The organism is Methanothermobacter crinale, assembly GCF_055397825.1.
This window is the reverse complement of sequence record NZ_AP042450.1, coordinates 932,877-951,424: the sequence shown is the minus strand read 5'-3', so window position 1 is coordinate 951,424 and position 18,548 is coordinate 932,877. Positions and strand designations below refer to the sequence as shown.

At 41.1% G+C, this 18,548-nt stretch carries 13 protein-coding genes; 6 read left to right on the top strand and 7 right to left on the bottom strand.

Features of this window, described 5'->3' with window-relative positions:
* Window positions 1-71: 71 nt before the first annotated feature.
* On the top strand, window positions 72-935 hold the full coding sequence (locus ACZ5XX_RS05610; RefSeq protein WP_464583343.1) for a ribose-phosphate diphosphokinase: 864 nt from the start codon (window positions 72-74) through the stop codon (window positions 933-935).
* Here ACZ5XX_RS05610 and lonB read toward each other — a convergent pair.
* Both lonB and ACZ5XX_RS05600 read right to left on the bottom strand, forming a co-directional pair.
* Window positions 932-2,824, bottom strand: a complete 1,893-nt coding sequence (gene lonB, locus ACZ5XX_RS05605) for an ATP-dependent protease LonB (protein WP_464583341.1) — start codon at window positions 2,822-2,824, stop codon at window positions 932-934. The genes ACZ5XX_RS05610 and lonB overlap by 4 nt on opposite strands.
* A gap of 95 nt (window positions 2,825-2,919) precedes the next feature.
* Complete coding sequence (locus ACZ5XX_RS05600) at window positions 2,920-3,678, bottom strand: PAS domain-containing protein (RefSeq protein ID WP_464583339.1); 759 nt, start codon at window positions 3,676-3,678, stop codon at window positions 2,920-2,922.
* Window positions 3,679-3,751: 73 nt separating this feature from the next.
* Between ACZ5XX_RS05600 and cobQ the strand changes: the two genes are divergently transcribed.
* Complete coding sequence (gene cobQ, locus ACZ5XX_RS05595; RefSeq protein ID WP_464583337.1) at window positions 3,752-5,272, top strand: cobyric acid synthase CobQ; 1,521 nt, start codon at window positions 3,752-3,754, stop codon at window positions 5,270-5,272.
* On the opposite strand, the gene ACZ5XX_RS05590 is transcribed toward cobQ, so the two are convergent.
* The gene (locus tag ACZ5XX_RS05590; protein ID WP_464583335.1) at window positions 5,261-6,625 is read right to left on the bottom strand and encodes a DASS family sodium-coupled anion symporter; all 1,365 of its coding nucleotides are present in this window, start codon (window positions 6,623-6,625) and stop codon (window positions 5,261-5,263) included. The genes cobQ and ACZ5XX_RS05590 overlap by 12 nt on opposite strands.
* A gap of 65 nt (window positions 6,626-6,690) precedes the next feature.
* Between ACZ5XX_RS05590 and ACZ5XX_RS05585 the strand changes: the two genes are divergently transcribed.
* Entirely contained in the window at window positions 6,691-7,728 is a 1,038-nt protein-coding gene (locus ACZ5XX_RS05585) for a DNA-methyltransferase (RefSeq protein ID WP_464583333.1), read from the top strand.
* Here ACZ5XX_RS05585 and ACZ5XX_RS05580 read toward each other — a convergent pair.
* Window positions 7,723-7,995, bottom strand: a complete 273-nt coding sequence (locus tag ACZ5XX_RS05580) for an ATP cone domain-containing protein (protein ID WP_464583331.1) — start codon at window positions 7,993-7,995, stop codon at window positions 7,723-7,725. The two genes, ACZ5XX_RS05585 and ACZ5XX_RS05580, sit on opposite strands and share 6 nt — an antisense overlap.
* A gap of 317 nt (window positions 7,996-8,312) precedes the next feature.
* Between ACZ5XX_RS05580 and pheT the strand changes: the two genes are divergently transcribed.
* Window positions 8,313-9,956 carry a phenylalanine--tRNA ligase subunit beta gene (gene pheT, locus ACZ5XX_RS05575; protein WP_464583330.1) on the top strand — a complete coding sequence of 548 codons (1,644 nt, stop codon included), beginning with the start codon at window positions 8,313-8,315 and terminating at the stop codon, window positions 9,954-9,956.
* A gap of 15 nt (window positions 9,957-9,971) precedes the next feature.
* On the opposite strand, the gene ACZ5XX_RS05570 is transcribed toward pheT, so the two are convergent.
* The 3 genes from ACZ5XX_RS05570 to uvrC are packed head-to-tail and all read right to left on the bottom strand — an operon-like array spanning window position 9,972 to window position 13,282.
* Entirely contained in the window at window positions 9,972-10,391 is a 420-nt protein-coding gene (locus ACZ5XX_RS05570; protein ID WP_464583328.1) for a secondary thiamine-phosphate synthase enzyme YjbQ, read from the bottom strand.
* Window positions 10,392-10,403: 12 nt separating this feature from the next.
* Window positions 10,404-11,537 (bottom strand): DUF362 domain-containing protein, encoded by a 1,134-nt coding sequence (locus ACZ5XX_RS05565; RefSeq protein WP_464583326.1) that lies wholly within the window; start codon window positions 11,535-11,537, stop codon window positions 10,404-10,406.
* Window positions 11,534-13,282 (bottom strand): excinuclease ABC subunit UvrC, encoded by a 1,749-nt coding sequence (gene uvrC, locus ACZ5XX_RS05560; protein WP_464583324.1) that lies wholly within the window; start codon window positions 13,280-13,282, stop codon window positions 11,534-11,536. Before uvrC ends, ACZ5XX_RS05565 begins: the two co-directional genes overlap by 4 nt.
* Window positions 13,283-13,375: 93 nt before the next feature.
* Here uvrC and uvrB point away from each other — a divergent pair, with 93 nt between their 5' ends.
* A complete protein-coding gene (gene uvrB, locus ACZ5XX_RS05555) occupies window positions 13,376-15,340 on the top strand; it encodes an excinuclease ABC subunit UvrB (RefSeq protein WP_464583322.1) in 1,965 nt (654 codons plus the stop codon).
* The gene (uvrA, locus tag ACZ5XX_RS05550) at window positions 15,330-18,206 is read left to right on the top strand and encodes an excinuclease ABC subunit UvrA (protein WP_464583320.1); all 2,877 of its coding nucleotides are present in this window, start codon (window positions 15,330-15,332) and stop codon (window positions 18,204-18,206) included. The genes uvrB and uvrA overlap by 11 nt, the downstream gene beginning before the upstream one ends.
* Window positions 18,207-18,548 lie beyond the last annotated feature (342 nt).

Sequence of the window (18,548 nt, the reverse complement as noted above, 5' to 3'; positions counted from 1 at the left end):
CTATAGGGGAAGTTAAGATATAAAAAGTCTTATGTGGATATTAAAATATTCTCTTGCAGGGGGTGATTATCTTGATAATAGGGGGTTCCGCATCTCAAAACCTGGCCGCGAAGGTTGCTAATCTACTCCATGACCAGTTGTGTCCAATAGAAACACGTAAGTTCCCTGATGGTGAAAGATACATTAGAATAAAGGGTGAAATCCCTGATGAGGTTGTTGTCATCCAATCAACAGGGTATCCTCAAGATGAAAATTTCATGGAATTGTTTTTAATAATAAAAAGTCTTAAAGATATTGGCGCGGATAAAGTGAAGGCCGTGATACCATACCTTGGATATTCAAGACAAGATAAAAGGTTTAAACCTGGCGAGGCAGTTTCTGTGAAGATAATAGCAGAATTACTAGAAGCTGCGGGCGCGGATGAGGTATTTTCCATCAACTTACATGAACATAATATAATCAAATTTTTTAATATACCAGCGTATGAGCTTTCAGCCATACCACTCCTTGCAGAACATTTATCCTCAAGGGTTGATGATCCTATCATAATCGCACCTGATAAAGGCGCTTTGGACCATGCCAAGACAATGGCTGGAATAATAGGCTGTGAATATGATTACATGGAAAAAGTGCGTATTTCAGCCGAAAAAGTGGAAACACACCTCAAAAATTTTAATGTGGAGGGTAGGAGTGCTATAATAGTTGATGATATTATCAGTACAGGGGGTACAATCGTCAATGCTTCCAGGATACTCCATAGTCAAGGTGCTATGAATATCAAAGTAGTCTGTGTACATCCCGTGCTCGTTGATGACGCTCTCCTAAGGATATTCTCAACTGGTGTAGAAGAAGTTATAGCCACTGATACCATAAAATCAGAGGTCAGCGTCGTATCAGTGGCTCCACTCATAGCAGAAGCCCTAAAAAAGAATTAATGGGCTGTGGGGTTCTTTATTATACCCTTTGGCATGATATCGCTTATCCTCTGCATTTTCTCTATCAGACTTTCCTTACCCTTACCAATGAGCGCATGCTCAAGAACGTCCCCTAAGCTTTTCACTGGTATTATCTCTATTCTACCTTCATATTTCTTCTCAATCATCACATCATCCATGTTAGCTTCGGGGATTAAGACTTTCTTTATTCCCGCTTCTGCTGCGGCTTCTATCTTACCTGTAACGCCACCAACCGGTAACACATCCCCTCTTATACTCAAAGATCCTGTAAGTGCCACTGACTGGTCTACTGGTATCTCTTCAAGGGCTGATATTACTGCAGTCGCAACTGATACACTTGCACTGTCACCTTCCACGCCTTCGTAGGCTTGTAAGAATTGTATATGTATGTCATAATTGGAGATGTCTGTTCCAGTATATTTCTTGATGAGTGCACTCACATTCTGGACGGCTTCCTTGGCTATCTCACCTAGTTTGCCGGTTGCTATGATTCTACCCTCTTCTTTGCTCTGTGCAGGGGCTGCCTCGGCGGCTATGGGCAATATTATGCCGCTACGATCCCCTATGATGGCCAGTCCGTTCACTCTACCTATTTCGCTCCCATGGGATTTGAAAACGCTATATTTTTTCTTCTGGGTAATGTACCTATCTGCTATCTGTTGTTCAAGGGTCCTTGCAAGCTTCTTCGCCTTTAGCACATGCTCTTTAGATACGAGTTCCGCGCCTTCACTCTTTGCTATGTCACCAGCTGCCCTTACAAGGCCTCCAAGATCCCTTAATCTAAGGGTTAGTGAATCCTTTTTACCAGCTCTTCGCTGAGCTTCCCTTATGATCTCCTTTATCGCATCCTTGTTAAAGTGTGGTATCCGCCCATCCTTTTCCACTTCTTGTGCCACGAATTGTACAAGCTTCTGCCTGTTTTCTTGGGTGTCTGGCATGGTGTCTTTCATGTAAACCTCGTATCCATAGCCTCTTATCCTTGAACGTAATGCTGGGTGCATTCCCTCGAGCACGTGTAGGTTACCTGATGCCACGAGCACGAAGTCGCATGGTACTGCTTGTGATCTTACCATGGCCCCGCTGCTAGTTTCGCTTTGCCCAGTAATTGAATATTTTTTGTCTTGCATTGCTGTTAGGAGTTCTTGTTGTGTTTTCATCTTCATTGTACCTATTTCGTCAATGTATAGCACTCCCTTGTGGGCTTTGTGTATCATGCCGGCTTCTACCCTTTCATGTGCTGGGGTTCCAAGACCCCCTGACTGGTATGGGTCGTGTCTTACGTCTCCTAGCAGTGCACCGGCATGGGCTCCAGTCGCGTCAACGAATGGTGCTGTTTTTTTCCCTTCATTGTTTATTAATAGTTTCGGTACCATTATTGTCTTCTGTGGTCTCATTTGTTGTAGTGCTAGGAAGATTATCCCAGCGGCTATTATGGCTGCGAGGAACTGTTTAAGCATGAACCCCATGAAGAGTATGAAGCTTATTATAACTATCATGAAGAGGTTTTTCTTCTCTTCCTGGGCTCTCGCCCTGGTTTTGTGGCTCATCACAATCCTTTTACCTTCACCAGCCGGTACTGTGCTGATCACGGGATTGTTTGGGTCGTCGAGGTTGGGGTAGACTAATATATCCTGGAGTTGTTCCCTTGGCAGCAGTTCTGCCATTGCCTTTGCAAGCATAGATTTCCCGACGCCAGGTTCGCCGATGAGCAATACGTTGCGGCGTTGCTCAGCAGCCTTTTTTATCGTCTCAACCGCTTCTTCCTGGCCTATTATCTGATCTATTAATCTTTTGGGTACTGTTATGTCCTTTGAAGTTTCATATGAGAATGATTCTTTCATGCTAGTCTTTTTAACCTGGCCTGTCATTTTTATCCAGATTCCTCCCCTAATTTTAAAAAACAATCACTAATACTATGATATTTTTCATAGGTTAAATATTTTTCTAACATCTGTTTATTTTATTATTTTTTTATCTCAGCTATAAGTGCAAGTGCATTCTGTATGAATTTTTCAACTATCCTACGATACTTCTCCTCGCTGGCCCTTAACTTCTCTTCCATTTTCTTCCTCTGAGTGATATCCCTTATAATGGATGTAGTATAATTTTTTCCATTGAAAGTCCATGGAGTTAGTGACATTTCAACTGATATGATGCTTCCATCAGCTCTCTGACTCTTAGTTTCAAATATTCTGCCTGCGAGGGGATGCTCACCCTCCCTTTTGAACTTATCCATCATCTCCTTAAAATCTTCATGAAACTCTGATGGTATTATAAGGGTAAGTTCATGGCCTATGATCTCGTCACGCTCATACCCGAATACCTTAGAGAATGCTGGGTTAGCCTCTAAAATCTTACCATCCTCATCCACTATGAGTATTGCATCAACAGTGGACTCGAAGACGGATTTAAACCCTGCTAATAGTCTTTCACTGATTTTCATTGACAAGAAGGATCTCCCATCCCCAAGTGGGACGCATGTCACAAGCACTGGTATAATTGAACCATCAACTTTGAGATTTGTATGCAGATCCTCAACGAACTTACCTAAAGGCCTAGTATCCATGATGTCCCCTAGGCTAAGCCCTTCTAATTTATCCTCTGGCAAACCAAGTAATTCTATGAATTCCCTATTATATTCTTCTATGATAGAATCTTTTACTATGAGATTAGCACCTTTGGAATATCTGAAAAAAATATCTTCGCGGTTGGGAGATTCCATGAAATCAACCTCACTACTTTTTTATCTTAAAATATTATATATACGTAACAGTCAATAGGGGGATGATCATCATATGAATGCAAAGTGTATAATGATTCAAGGAACATCATCAAGCGCTGGTAAAACCGTCATAGTAGCCGCACTTTGCAGGATATTCGCAAAGAAAGGCTACAGAGTGGCACCATTCAAATCACAGAACATGTCACTCAACTCTTACACGACAAATGAGAACAGGGAGATTGCAATGGCACAAGTTCTGCAAGCAGAGGCCGCAGGTGTTGAACCATCACATCACATGAACCCCATACTCCTAAAACCAAAGGAAGATTTCATATCACATGTTCTAATCCATGGAAAACCGGCAGGTGACATGAACTTTTATGATTATCAGAGAAAGTTCCGAACAAAAGCCCTAAAAGCCATAAAAGAATCACTAAACAATCTAAGAAAAAACTATGATCTCATAATCATTGAAGGTGCTGGTTCCCCAGCCGAGATCAACATGCGCCAATACGACCTCGCAAACATGGAAATAGCACACCTTGCAGACGCTGACGTGATACTCGTAGCAGACATAGACAAAGGAGGCGTATTCGCATCAATCGCCGGCACATTCATGCTACTAGACAAAAAAGACAGAGAAAGGATAAAAGGAGTGATCATAAACAAATTCAGAGGAAACCTAGACATCCTAATACCAGGCATCAAAAAGATAGAAGAAATAATTAAAGTCCCAGTAATCGGAGTAATACCCTATGATGAAGGCCTAAAATTGCCAGAAGAAGACTCAGCTTCATTATCAGAGAGAAAATACAAAAGCAAAGGAAAAATAAAGATAGGAGTCCTACGATTGCCAAGAATATCAAACTTTACAGACATAGACCCCCTAGAATATGAAAAAGATCTTTCAATAAAATTCATAGAAGCAGAAGACACACTCAATGGATTAGATGCCATAATAATACCAGGGACCAGGAACACAATCAACGATCTTCTATTCCTAAAAGAAAAAGGATTCCACAACGAAATAAACGATCTAAAAGATGAAAGCCTAATATTTGGAGTTTGCGGCGGATTCCAAATGTTAGGCAAAAAAATAATAGACGAAGCCCATAAAGAATCACAACATGGAAGTACAGAAGGCTTAGGATTACTAGATTGTAAAACAGAATTCACAGGAGCCCCCAAGATAATAACACAAAGCCAAGGGAAAATAATAGGCCAAGGAATATTCCAAGGACTAAAGGGGGTTCAAGTCAAAGGCTACGAACTCCATGAAGGCACAACAATCCTAGGAGACTCCAAACCCCTCATACTCCTAAAAAAAGGCTGCGGTAACATGCCAGGAAAAAAATTAGACGGGGCGGTTGAAGGGAACATCGCAGGAACATACCTACATGGGATATTCCACAACCTAAAATTCCGCAGATACTTCACAAACATACTCCGCGAAAGAAAAGGCCTAGAAAAAATACCCTACAATATAGACAAATTCAAAGATAATAGGAGATTCTCCATTGACAGGCTATCAGAGATCGTGGAAAAAAACATCAACCTAGAATTCATAGAAAAGCTGATAGAATCAAACCACTAAAAAGGGCTTTGCTATAGTGAAAAGCACGATGATCGTCAAAATCACCCCTATAATAACAAGTGGAATTCCACTCCTTGGAATATCCCCTAATTTCACAAAACCTGTCCCATGGGCCATGGCCACTGTAGGATCCGCTGTAGGTAACAGGAAAGAGAGTGAACATGCTATTGCAACAGGCACAGCATATATACCAACAGGTAAATGTTGCGTATGGGCGAGTGTAACAGATAAAGGCACGAGTATAGCCGACAGGGCTATATTGGACATAACCTGTGTTATAACAACGGCCAACACCATAAGGACAAGTGTTATAAGCAGTGGAGAAGGGGATCCCAAAGCCACTATTATATCCTCTATAAGCCACCTGGCGGCTCCAGTATTTAGAAGGGCGGAGCCTAGTGAAAGGGCGCCGCCAAAGAATATTATAAGGCCCCAGTCAATGTTTTTCTGCGCATCTCTCCAAGTTATCACACCCGTGAATATGAAGAGCACACCAGCTATCAACGCCACAGAATAACTATCTAAGCCCGTCCAACCAGCCGTAACCCAAAGTAGTATTGCAAAGGATAATATAAAGAGAGTTATCTTCTCATCACGTTTCATTGGCCCGAGTAGACTGAGTTTATCGTCTATGGTCTCGTTTTTGGCGCCACGGACTTCTGGTGGGAAAACTCGCAGCAGGATCCTCCAGATTATTAGCATGAGTACTATTGAGAGTGGGAAGCCGAATATCATCCAATTCGAAAATGGTATACCCGTGTAGGCTGCTGCCATAAGGTTGGGGGCTGTTCCTATCTCTGTCGCAAGTCCACCCGCCAAAGAGCCAAATGACGCCCCAAGAACCATGCTCTTGGCGAAATTGCTTTCACCATCTTCGGCATTTTCGCAGCCCATCAACCCAACTATCTCTCTTATAACTGGCAGTAACATTGCAAATGCCACAACATTCTCGATCCATGCAGATAAGAGGCCAGTTGAGAATATGCTTACAAATAATGTCCAGTCAGCGGAGATTCCGAGCTTTGAGAGGAGTGTATAGGTTAATCTGAGTGCGAGTCCACTCTCTCTTATGGCATCAGCCATTATAAAGCCACCTATCATGAGAAATATTATAGGATTTGCAAATCCTATAACCGCATCTTTAAAACTTTGAATACCTATTATCGGTTGTATAAATAATATGATCATGGAAGTTACAGCTAATGGTACAAACTCACTAATCCACATGATGATGGCGAAAACTAATAATGACAAAGCCGCATGGCCAGAAGATCCAATACCAGGTAATGGTATAAGATAAACTGCTAATGCCAATAATATACTCATTATAAAATGAATTTTATTGCCCGCCACCACAAACACCAACTTTTAAATGCTATCATCTATATTATATAAATGTTTCCCATAATTTCTCATGTATGAAAACCGGTCATAAGATAATTTTTAAAAATTCAAAGAATATGGATGAAATCCCCACCAAGACTGTGAATTTCGTACTTACCTCGCCACCATATCCAATGATAGAAATATGGGATAGCCTATTCTCCTCACTCAATCCAAGTATAGGCCAAGCCCTCAAAGATAAGGATGGGATGAGAGCATACAATCTCATGCACAAAGAACTAAACAAGGTCTGGGATGAAATAGACAGAGTAACACACCCCGAGGGGATCGTCTGCATTAATATAGGGGATGCGACAAGGAAACTCGGAAATTCATTCAGAGTATATGCAAATCATTCCCGTATAATAGAGTATTTTGAAAAGAAAGGTTACAATATTCTTCCCTTGATTATCTGGAAGAAAAAAGCAAATAAGCCAAACAAATTTATGGGCTCTGGGATGCTACCCCCAAATGCCTATGTCACACACGAACACGAATACATCCTAATATTTCGAAAAAACGGCCCGCGAAAATTCAGAACAAAGAATGAAAAAAGGAGGAGGAGAGAAAGCGCATATTTTTGGGAAGAAAGAAACCGATGGTTCTCTGATACATGGACAGACTTGAAAGGCGCCCCGCAAAAATCAGACATAGGAAGAACAGCAGCGTATCCCATTAAATTGGCATATAGGTTGATAAACATGTACTCGATCCAAGGGGACACTGTCTTAGACCCCTTCTTGGGTACTGGGACAACCATGATAGCTGCAATGTGCACAGCCCGCAACTCAATAGGATATGAAATCGACACCAGATTTAAGAACATAATAGAAGCCCGAATAAAAAAAGTTAAAAGATTATCGAAGGAGCTCATCATGGAACGCTTACAAAAACATGTCAATCTAGTCAAAGATAAAAACGCTAAATACAGGTCAAAATATTATGGGTTTAAGGTCACGACAAAACAAGAACAACACATACTATTCCATAGGATAAAAAAAATCGAAAAAGAGGATGAAAATGAATTCAAAGTAACATATAAACCCCTGAAAATCCACCCTGAATATCTATGACTTATATTTCTTCTCAAATCTCCTCCAAGACCGTGCAATATATGGTTCACACTTATCAAGTTCCGTGAGAAGGCACATTCTTATAGTATCGGTCTTTATCTCCTCTTTACCCTCCAATTTCCTAGTTACAGTCTCATATATCTTATCTATTATCTCCTTTTTCTCATCAAGACTATAACCCGCATCAATGGTAGCCTTTTCAAGAGATGCTCTGATCTTCGAAGGCTTATATGGCTCAAGTTTCCCTCTCCTCTTTATAACCCTCATCACTTCTCACCATCCACACAAAAAAATATCCCAATGGGGGGATCCTTTCGGCATTTAGGCGGAACTATAAGCTCTCAACCCCCCACTAGTCTGAGGGGTTCGAAAGAACTCTCCAACTCCTGTCATCCCATTAACACACCAGATTATATTTTATCTCTGAACATATTTAAACTTAACACAGCTACCTCCCCATCCCCTCATGAAAATCTTCTAAGATTCTTAAAGTCCCCACCACCATGACCCAATGATGAGCATATCCAAATTTTTATATTTCATGTCACTATATTAGGTTCATAGAAATCTCATGGTGTTCTATAATGCCAGTTATAACAGTTGAATATGATGATCTGAAAAAACTAGGGGTAGATATACGCAAGGACAAACTCATTGAGATTCTTCCGATGATGGGCAGTGACATTGAAGAATTTGATGAAGAAAGTGTAAAGGTGGAATTTTTCCCCAACAGGCCAGATCAGCTTTCAGTGGAAGGTGTTGCGAGAAGTCTTAAAGGTTTCCTAGGCCTTGAGAAGGGCTTGCCATCCTACAATGTTGAAAATTCTGGGATGAAAGTTTATGTAGACATGAGCGTGACAAAGATAAGACCCCATATTGGGATGGGCATCATCAAAAATGTTAATTTTAATGATAAAAAGTTGAAGCAGGTTATGGAGTTCCAAGAGGATCTACATTGGGTTATAGGGAGAGATAGGAAAAAAGTGGCCATTGGTATACATAACCTTGACGTGGTGGAAGCCCCATTCACCTATAAGGCCGTTAAACCAGATGGGGTAAAGTTCATTCCACTTGACTGTGACCATGAAATGACACCCGCCCAGATACTTAGAGAGCATCCAAAGGGCGTGGAATACGCCCACCTTCTGGAACAATTTGATCGTTATCCCCTCATCGTTGACAAGGACGAGAACGTCCTCTCAATGCCTCCTATAATCAATGGAGAGCTTACAAAACTCACAGAAGATACCAGGAACATCCTAATAGACGTCACAGGAACCGATGAGCGTGCCGTAATGCAAACATTGAATATAATCTGCACATCCTTCGCAGAATCCAATGGTAAAATAGCAAACCTCAAAATAATCCGCCCAGAAAAAGAATTCATAACACCAAACCTAACACCAAAAACAAAAAACTTGAAAGTTTCAAATGTTACAAAGATAATAGGGATAAAACTCGGCCCAAAAACTATAATAGATCTTCTAGAAAAGGCCAGGATGGACGCAGAGATCATATCAGAGGATGAAATCAAAGTTAAAATCCCAGCCTACAGAGTTGATATACTCCATGAAGTTGACATCATCGAAAATGTTGCGATACAGTACTGCTTCAATAATATTAAACCCGAAATCCCAGCAATCCCAACCATAGGAGAGGAAGACCCATGGCACGCCATTGACAAGCCTATAAGAGAGATCATGATAGGCCTCGGCTTCCAGGAAATCATGAGTTTAATGTTAACCAATGAAGAAAACCATTACAGGAAAATGAGACTTGAAAATGATGAGAGAGTGCAAGTTGCCCAGCCAATATCCACTGATAGGACAATGATACGAAAAAGCCTACTTAATGGACTGCTAGAATTCCTAGAGGCTAACAGGCACGAAGATCTGCCCCAGAGGATATTCGAGATAGGTGATGTAGTATACATTGACAAGAGCCAGGAGACGAACACTCGCCTAGTTAAGAAACTTGCAGGTGCTATAATACATTCAAATGCCAACTTTACCGAGATAAAATCCACAGTAGCAAGTATAATAAAAAACCTTGGATACAAATTCCAAATAGAACCATTGTATCATCCTTCTTTCATAAAAGGTAGATGCGCAAAATTAAAAGGTAATGGGTTAACGGGATTCTTTGGGGAACTGCACCCAGAGGTTATAACTAATTTCAGATTAGAGTATCCTGTTGTTGCCTTTGAAATAAAGTTCTCCAGCAGATAAAATCGTGCATAGGATTTATCTGCCAATTACCGTGACCCTGACTCTGCGCCTTCTTGGACCGTCAAATTCGACAAAGAATATGCTCTGCCAGGTTCCAAGATCTAATGAACCACCAACTAAGGGTATGCTCTGACTACCACCTATGATCATCGCCCTTAAATGAGAATCTGCATTATTGTCAATGGCATTATGTCCATATGAACCGCCCATAGGGATCAATTTTTCAATGACCTTTTCAAAGTCTCCGAGGAGTCTTGATTCGTTCTCGTTTATGAAAATGGCAGAGGTAGTGTGTCTTGTGAATACGTTGACGATACCATCGCTGATATTTGAAGATTTCACAACATCTTTCACCTTATTGGTTATGTTCACGAGCTCCATCCTCTTTGAAGTCTTTATGTTTATTTCATCTGAAAACATTTCCAATATGATCAACCCCCTATTTTTTTATCTTTTGTTGGATAAGCGTGAAGTCAACCTGTAAAGGAAGCTTTTCTCATGGAAAAATGCATGATGTGGGCACACTTCCATACAGCATAGGCAATTCACACACTTTTCATAATCAAATACTGGGGACAGGATACCATCTTCAAGGGCGCCTGTGGGGCACGCCTCTACACATACTCCACAATTTTCGCAACGCCTATCATCAATCGCTGGCCTCGACCACCAAAACCTTAAAAGTGTCCTGGCTAAGCTTGTGGGTAAAAATTCAAGTGCATGGTAAATGTTTGAGGGCCATTTGAAATCGTCTATTAATGGGGGTTCATCCCCTATAATTTCGATGTCAACTAAGCCTTTGCCAAGACCTCTCTCTATCGCGATCCTATTAGATGGGATCATATATGGGTCCATTCCAAGGATGTGGGAGATGTAAACGTCTAATGCTACTGTATCATTTGATGCTAATATAATCCCAAGTTTTCTTGGATTGCCTCCTGAAGGGCCGTTGCCTTCCATTCCGATTATACCATCTACAATTGTTAGGTTTGGTTGTGTGAGTTCATATATGTCAACTATTTTTTCACTGAATTCTGACGGGCTTGGGTATCTTCTATGGTAGTCTGTTTTTCTGGCTCCTGGGATAGCTCCATACATATTCTTCACTGCGCATGTTAATATTGTTAGATTATGGGTTTTTATCTTCGGAATGTTCACAATGAAATCGCATTCTAGTATGGGTTTTGCTATGGGATATTCCTCTGATTTGAACTTTTTAATGTATGACCCTGTTGATTCAAAATTTAATAATCTGACTCCCAGTTTTTTGCTTATGGTTTTCATCCCAGTTTTTTCCCATAGGTTTTCCAAGTGGGTGTAGGGGCTTCCTGGGCTGTCTCCTATCATAACTTTTACATTTTTTTCGAGTAGTATTCTTGCTATGGCTTCTACAACTGCCGGGTGGGTTGTTATCCCCTCATCTGGTGATGCGCTCATTAGAAGGTTTGGTTTAAGGAGTACGTGGTCGCCTTTTTCTAACTCTTCAAATCCGTTTATATTCTTGATACACTCTTGGATGGCCCATTGAACTTTTGGGAGACTATAGGACGTGCATTTTTTCACTGCTATGAGTGATGTCAATTATGCCCCCCCTGGGGTTTGTGGAGGTGTTTGTGGATTTTCTCCGCGAGCTTCCTGTTTATCCCATCTACTTGGCTTAATTCTTCTATGCTCGCACCTTTAATACCCTCCATGCCCTTGAAATGTCTTAGTAGGCTTATTTTCCTCTTGGGTCCTACTCCTCTTATTTTATCGAGTTGAGAAGCCTTAAAATTCTTATTTCTGAGTTTGCGATGGTATTCGATGGCGAACCTGTGGGCTTCATCCCTGACATGTTGTATGAGGTGCAGAGCCCTTGAATCCTTTGGTAGTTTTATCGGGTTCATGGAAGAAGCTGTGTATATTTTCTCATCCCTTTTCGCGATCCCTATGACTGGTATCTTAACATTTAATGATTCAAGAACCCTTAATGTTAAATTTAATTGTCCACGACCACCATCTACTACTATAAGGTCTGCTTTTGTCTCATCCTTTGAGTACCTTCTTTTGATGATCTCGCGGATCATGGCATAATCGTCAGGTCCCCTTGCACGTATCTTGTATCGTCTGTAAAGGCCCTTTGCAGGTTTTCCGTCTATGAATGTTACCATAGCCCCTACAGGAGCCTCCCTGCCAATATTTGAAATATCGTAGCCTTCTATCCTCCTAGGATGGTTTGGGAGTTTAAGTTGCCTTTTCAATTCAGCTAGGATCTTATGGCTTTCTACCTTTTCCTTCGAAAGTGTTTGGATTCCTTTAACTGCGGCCTTTAAAAGTTTTAGGTCAGATCTTCCAGTAGGTTTTCTTATTTTAACTTTAACCCCTTTTAAGTTGGATAACCATTCTTCTAACAGTCCCCTCTGGTCTATGTCATGTTCCATGATTATCTCTTCTGGTATTTGGTGTGGTGTTGAATAATACTGTTGGATGAATGCTGATAATATCCTTTTAGGGTTTTCTTTATTGGTATTATCCATGGTAAAATCGTCTTTGCCTATAATCTTCCCATCTTTGATGTGTAGTATCATGATAATGGCTTTATTATCGAATCTGCCAGTTATGATATCCTTGTCTATCCCCCTGGTGAATATGGTGTGTTCTTTTCCCATAACCTCTTTCAATGATATTATCTGATCCCTTATGGTCGCGGCTTTTTCAAATTCCAAGTTTGATGCCGCATCCTCCATTTCCTCCTCCAATTCTTCTAGGATGTCCTTGTATTGTCCCTGGAAGAAAAGTTCCACTCTTCTAATCATTTGCATATATTCGTCCCTTGAAATATTGCCCGTACATGGACTATAGCATAGGCCCATCTGGTTGTTGAGGCATGGACCGTCCATTCTTTTACAGTCACGGATCTTGAATAAGGATTTTAGGAATTTGATCATTTTCTTCGCGGCGAATGTGTTCGTAAAGGGTCCGAGGTAGGCTCCATCAGATGTTATTCTTCTCGTTATTGTTATCCTTGGATATTCCTCATTAGTAATTTTAAGGTAGGGATATCTCTTATCATCCTTGAGATGGATATTATATGGTGGCTTATACCTTTTGATAAGGTTACTTTCAAGTATCAGGGCTTCCCTTTCAGTGTCTGTTAGGATATACTCTATATGGTCTATGTGTTTTTTCATTGTTTTTATTTTTGGATTACCTGTAGGCTGAAAATATGATCTAACACGTTTCCTCAAGGATATTGACTTCCCGATATAGAGTATGTTACCCTTTTCATCTTTTAAGATGTAAACTCCTATCTTATCTGGAAGATCATCAACCCTTTTAACGACCAATTATAAATCCCCCCTCTGCCAGCCCCCCATAATATTATATATTAATACTTTGAATATTTTAGTATAATTCTTGGTTTTTTTGTCAGTGATTTGATGATGAAATTTAGATTAAAATCAGATCTTGAGCCTAAAGGGGATCAGCCCAAGGCTATCAAGGAATTAGTTGATGGTATAAAAGAAGGTTTAAAGGAGCAGACACTCCTCGGGGTCACAGGTTCTGGTAAAACATTCACCATAGCAAATGTCATAATGGAGGTTCAAAGACCGACACTGGTCATCTCCCATAATAAGACCCTAGCCGCCCAATTATATGAGGAATTTAAGAAGTTTTTCCCGGATAATGCCGTGGAATATTTTGTAAGCTACTATGATTATTACCAGCCAGAAGCTTACATCCCCCAGACAGACACCTACATAGACAAGGAGGCCTCAATAAACGATGAGATAGACTTGATGAGACACTCAACAACACAATCCCTCCTCACAAGAGATGATGTTATCGTGGTCTCCAGTGTATCTTGTATTTATGGTATAGGAGCACCCTGGGATTACGGAGGATCCACACTCTCCCTCCAAGTTGGATCGCAATTAGATAGGGAGGAGATTCTATCAGAGCTTGTACACATGCAATATGAAAGAAATGACATAGAATTTGACAGGGGACAGTTCAGAGTCCGCGGGGATATACTAGAGGTTAACCCAGTCCATGGAACGCCCCCAATACGCATAGAATTTTTTGGGGATGAAATAGACTCAATATCATTCATACACCCCACCAGCCGTGAAAGGATAAAAAACTTGGAAAAAATAGTCATATTCCCAGCCAAGCACTTCATAGTATCAGAGGATCGTATGGAAAAGGCCATAGAATCAATAGAAGAGGAGCTTGAGGAAAGATTGAATGAGTTGAGATGCCAAGGGAAACTTTTAGAAGCTCAAAGACTCGAGCAGCGTACAAGGTTCGACATAGAAATGTTAGAGGAGATGGGTTACTGTCCAGGTATTGAGAATTATTCCTTACACCTTAGCGGGCGCAACTGGAGTGATAAGCCCTATACACTACTCGATTATTTCCCGGATGACTTTCTAACAGTTATAGACGAGTCACATGTTACAATACCACAGATAAGGGGAATGTACAGGGGGGACAGATCACGTAAAGAAACACTCATCGAATATGGTTTCAGATTACCCTCAGCACAAGAAAACCGTCCCCTCAAATTCAAGGAATTCCAAGAGAGCATAAATCAGATAATATATGTTTCAGCCACTCCAGGAGTATATGAGATTTCAAGGAGTCAAAGGGTTGTAGAACAGATAATAAGGCCTACAGGACTCGTAGACCCTAAAGTTATAGTAAAACCAGTCCAAGGACAAGTTGATAACCTCCTCGATGAGATAAACCATCGCATTAAAAAAGGTGAACGCGTCCTTGTAACCACACTTACAAAGAGAATGGCAGAAGACTTAACAGACTATTATTCAAAGATGGGTATCAAGGTGAGATACCTCCACTCTGAAATAGACACACTCGAGAGAGTTGATATCATCAACGACCTCCGCATGGGGGAATTCCACTGCCTCATCGGAGTCAACTTACTAAGGGAAGGATTAGACCTGCCAGAGGTTTCACTAGTAGCTGTCCTAGACGCTGACAAGGAAGGTTTCTTAAGATCTGAAACATCATTAATCCAAACAATTGGTAGGGCAGCCCGTCATGTTAAGGGCGAAGTCATACTCTATGCTGATAAACTCACAGATTCTGTAAAGGCCGCTGTAGAAACCACCAACAAGAGGAGGGAAATGCAACTCGAATATAACAAAAAACATGGCATAACCCCCAGGAGTGCTAAAAGAAGCCTCAAAGCTAAAAAAGAAAAGATAAAAGTGGAAGATTTCATGGAACTTCCAGATGATGAGCTGAAACTTATAATAAAAGACCTTGAAGAAGAGATGGAAGAAGCCGCATCAAACCTGGAATTCGAAAAAGCAGCAACACTAAGGGACCAAATACTAACCCTTAAAGGAAACGTGAAAGGGATGAAAAATGGCCAATAATATCGTGATTAAAGGTGCAAGGGAGCACAACCTCCAAAATATAAACCTTAAACTCCCAAGGGACAAGTTCATTGTTATAACTGGGATAAGCGGATCAGGGAAATCATCACTCGCATTCGACACCATATACGCAGAGGGACAACGAAGATATGTTGAATCACTCTCAGCCTATGCAAGACAATTCCTAGGCCAGATGAAAAAACCAGATGTGGACTATATTGAAGGCCTATCACCAGCAATATCCATAGACCAAAAAGCGACCAAGATGAACCCAAGATCCACCGTAGGGACAATAACAGAAATATACGATTATCTAAGATTGCTCTTCGCACGCATAGGCAAACCACACTGTTACATTTGTGGAAAAGAGATCTCACAACAAACCTCCACACAGATAGTTGAAAGAATACTTCAAGAAGAAGACGGTGCAAGAATCTACATCCTAGCCCCAATAATAAAAGACCGGAAAGGAGAACACAAAAAAGTCCTGGAAAAACTCAAAAGGGATGGTTATGCGAGAGTCCGGGTAGATGGTGAAATACACAGCCTAGAAGAAGACTTCGACCTTGAAAAGAACCGCAAACATACAATAGAGGTTGTGGTGGACAGGCTCATAACACGCTCAGATACAAACTTCAGAAAAAGACTAGCAGATTCCATTGAAACGAGCCTGGAATTAGGTGAAGGCACCCTCACAATCCTATACCCTGATAGGGCGGATGAAAAGGTCTTCAGCGAACACTTCGCATGCACAGACTGTGGCATAAGCTTCGAAGAAATCAGCCCAAGGATGTTCTCATTCAACAGCCCCCACGGAGCCTGCCCAGAATGCAACGGCCTCGGAAGCAAACTCGAAATAGACCCAAACCTCGTAGTCCCGAAACCAGAACTCTCACTAAACCAAGGAGCCATCATACCATGGAGCAAATCCTTCAAAAAAGAAAACTACTATTATCAGATGCTCAAGGCAGTGGCCAAACATTATAATTTCAGCATGGACACGCCATTCAAAGACCTCGACCCAGAATACCAAAAAATCATATTATACGGATCCCATGATAGGATACAATTCGTATTCAAAAGAAAAAACAGAAAATATCGCGTCAATAGAAGATTTGAGGGTGTTATCCCCCGCCTAGAAAGAATATACCTAGAGACCAAATCCAATTACATGAGAAGATACATCGGAGAGTTCATGAGCAACAGACCCTGCCCAGCATGTGGTGGTAGCAGACTCCGCCCAGAAAGTCTTGCAGTTACAATCAATGGAAAATCAATCCACGAAATAACTGAAATGTCAATCAAAGAAGCATTGAAATTCTTCAAAAAACTTAAACTAACCCCCAGAGAAGAATACATCGCCAAGGATGTTCTACGGGAGATAAAAGAACGTCTAAAATTCCTAATAGATGTGGGATTAGAATATCTGACATTAAACAGGTCATCAGGGACGCTCGCAGGTGGAGAAGCCCAAAGAATCAGACTAGCCACACAGATAGGCTCAAGGCTCGTGGGAGTACTCTACATCCTAGATGAGCCGACGATAGGCCTACACCAAAGAGACAACATCAGACTGATCAACACCCTAAAAAAACTCAGAGACCTCGGCAACACCCTAATAGTCGTTGAACACGACCCAGAAACCATACTATCCGCTGATTATATTGTCGATATCGGCCTGGGGGCGGGTGAACATGGAGGCCGCATAGTCGCAACAGGAACACCTGAGGAGATAATGGAAAACCGAGAATCGCTCACAGGAGCATACCTGTCAGGTCGAAAAACAATACCAACACCCTCCAAGCGAAGAAAATCTGATGGGAGACATATCACCATAATTGGGGCCGGCGAACATAACCTGAAAGAAATCGACGTTAAAATACCACTAGGAGTCTTCACATGCGTCACGGGAGTTTCAGGTTCAGGTAAAAGCACCCTTGTCAATGATATCCTCTACAAAGGCCTCTATGAAAGGTTAAACAACAAGCATATGAACCCTGGTAAACATAAAGACATAAAAGGCGTGCATTACCTAGACAAGGTTGTGATAATAGACCAGTCACCCATCGGGAGAACACCCCGCTCCAACCCCGCAACATACACCGGAGTATTCACCTATATAAGGAAACTTTTCGCCCAAACAGCCGAGGCAAAAAAAAGAGGATACAAGCCCGGCCGATTCAGTTTCAACGTGAAAGGAGGCAGATGCGAAGCTTGTAATGGTGATGGTATCATAAAAATAGAAATGCATTTCCTAGCCGATGTTTACATACCCTGTGAAGTGTGTAAAGGTAAACGATACAACGAAGAAACACTACAAATCAGATACAAGGGCAAAAATATTGCCGAGATACTCGACATGACAGTGGAAGAAGCATTAGATTTCTTCCATAATATACCATCAGTCAAAAATAAACTCCAAACATTATATGATGTTGGCCTGGGCTATATAAAATTGGGGCAGCCAGCAACAACATTATCCGGCGGTGAAGCGCAAAGAGTCAAACTTGCAAAGGAACTGAGCAGAAAAAGCACCGGCAAAACACTATATATATTAGATGAGCCCACCACAGGCCTGCACTTCGATGATATAAAAAAGCTCTTAGATGTGTTGAATCGCCTCGTAGACGCTGGTAATACCGTGGTGGTCATAGAACATAACCTAGATGTTATTAAAATGGCGGATTATATAATAGACCTTGGACCGGAAGGAGGAGAAGAAGGGGGTAGAATAGTCGCGGAGGGAACACCCGAAAAAGTTGCAGAATCAGGAACATACACCGGAAAATTCCTAAAGAAGGTTATAGAATCCACAAAACCCCCATTCGAAACAACAATCCTAGAAGCAGATAAAGTCAAAGAATAAAGATCCCCCATTGAATGCGTGGTCTCTGCTTACATTCCAACGCCAAACAACAGAATATGAGCGGTGAAGTGGTAAGTATCCACATTTTCCATCTTTTTTCGCAAAATGCGGGAAACTGGACCCTCTAAGATAACATTGCAAATGTTACATAAAATAAAGATTAGAAAAAAAATTATCCCCAGCGACTTATCTGGAAAAAGTTATACCTAATCAGCTTCAACATCTGAAAAACAAAAAGATTAAATAGATAGGCTTCGTGTGAATACTATAGGGCAAAACTTCGTAAAGGACAGGAATTTATGCAATTCATCGAGAATGTATAAGAGGCAGATATGTGCTTTT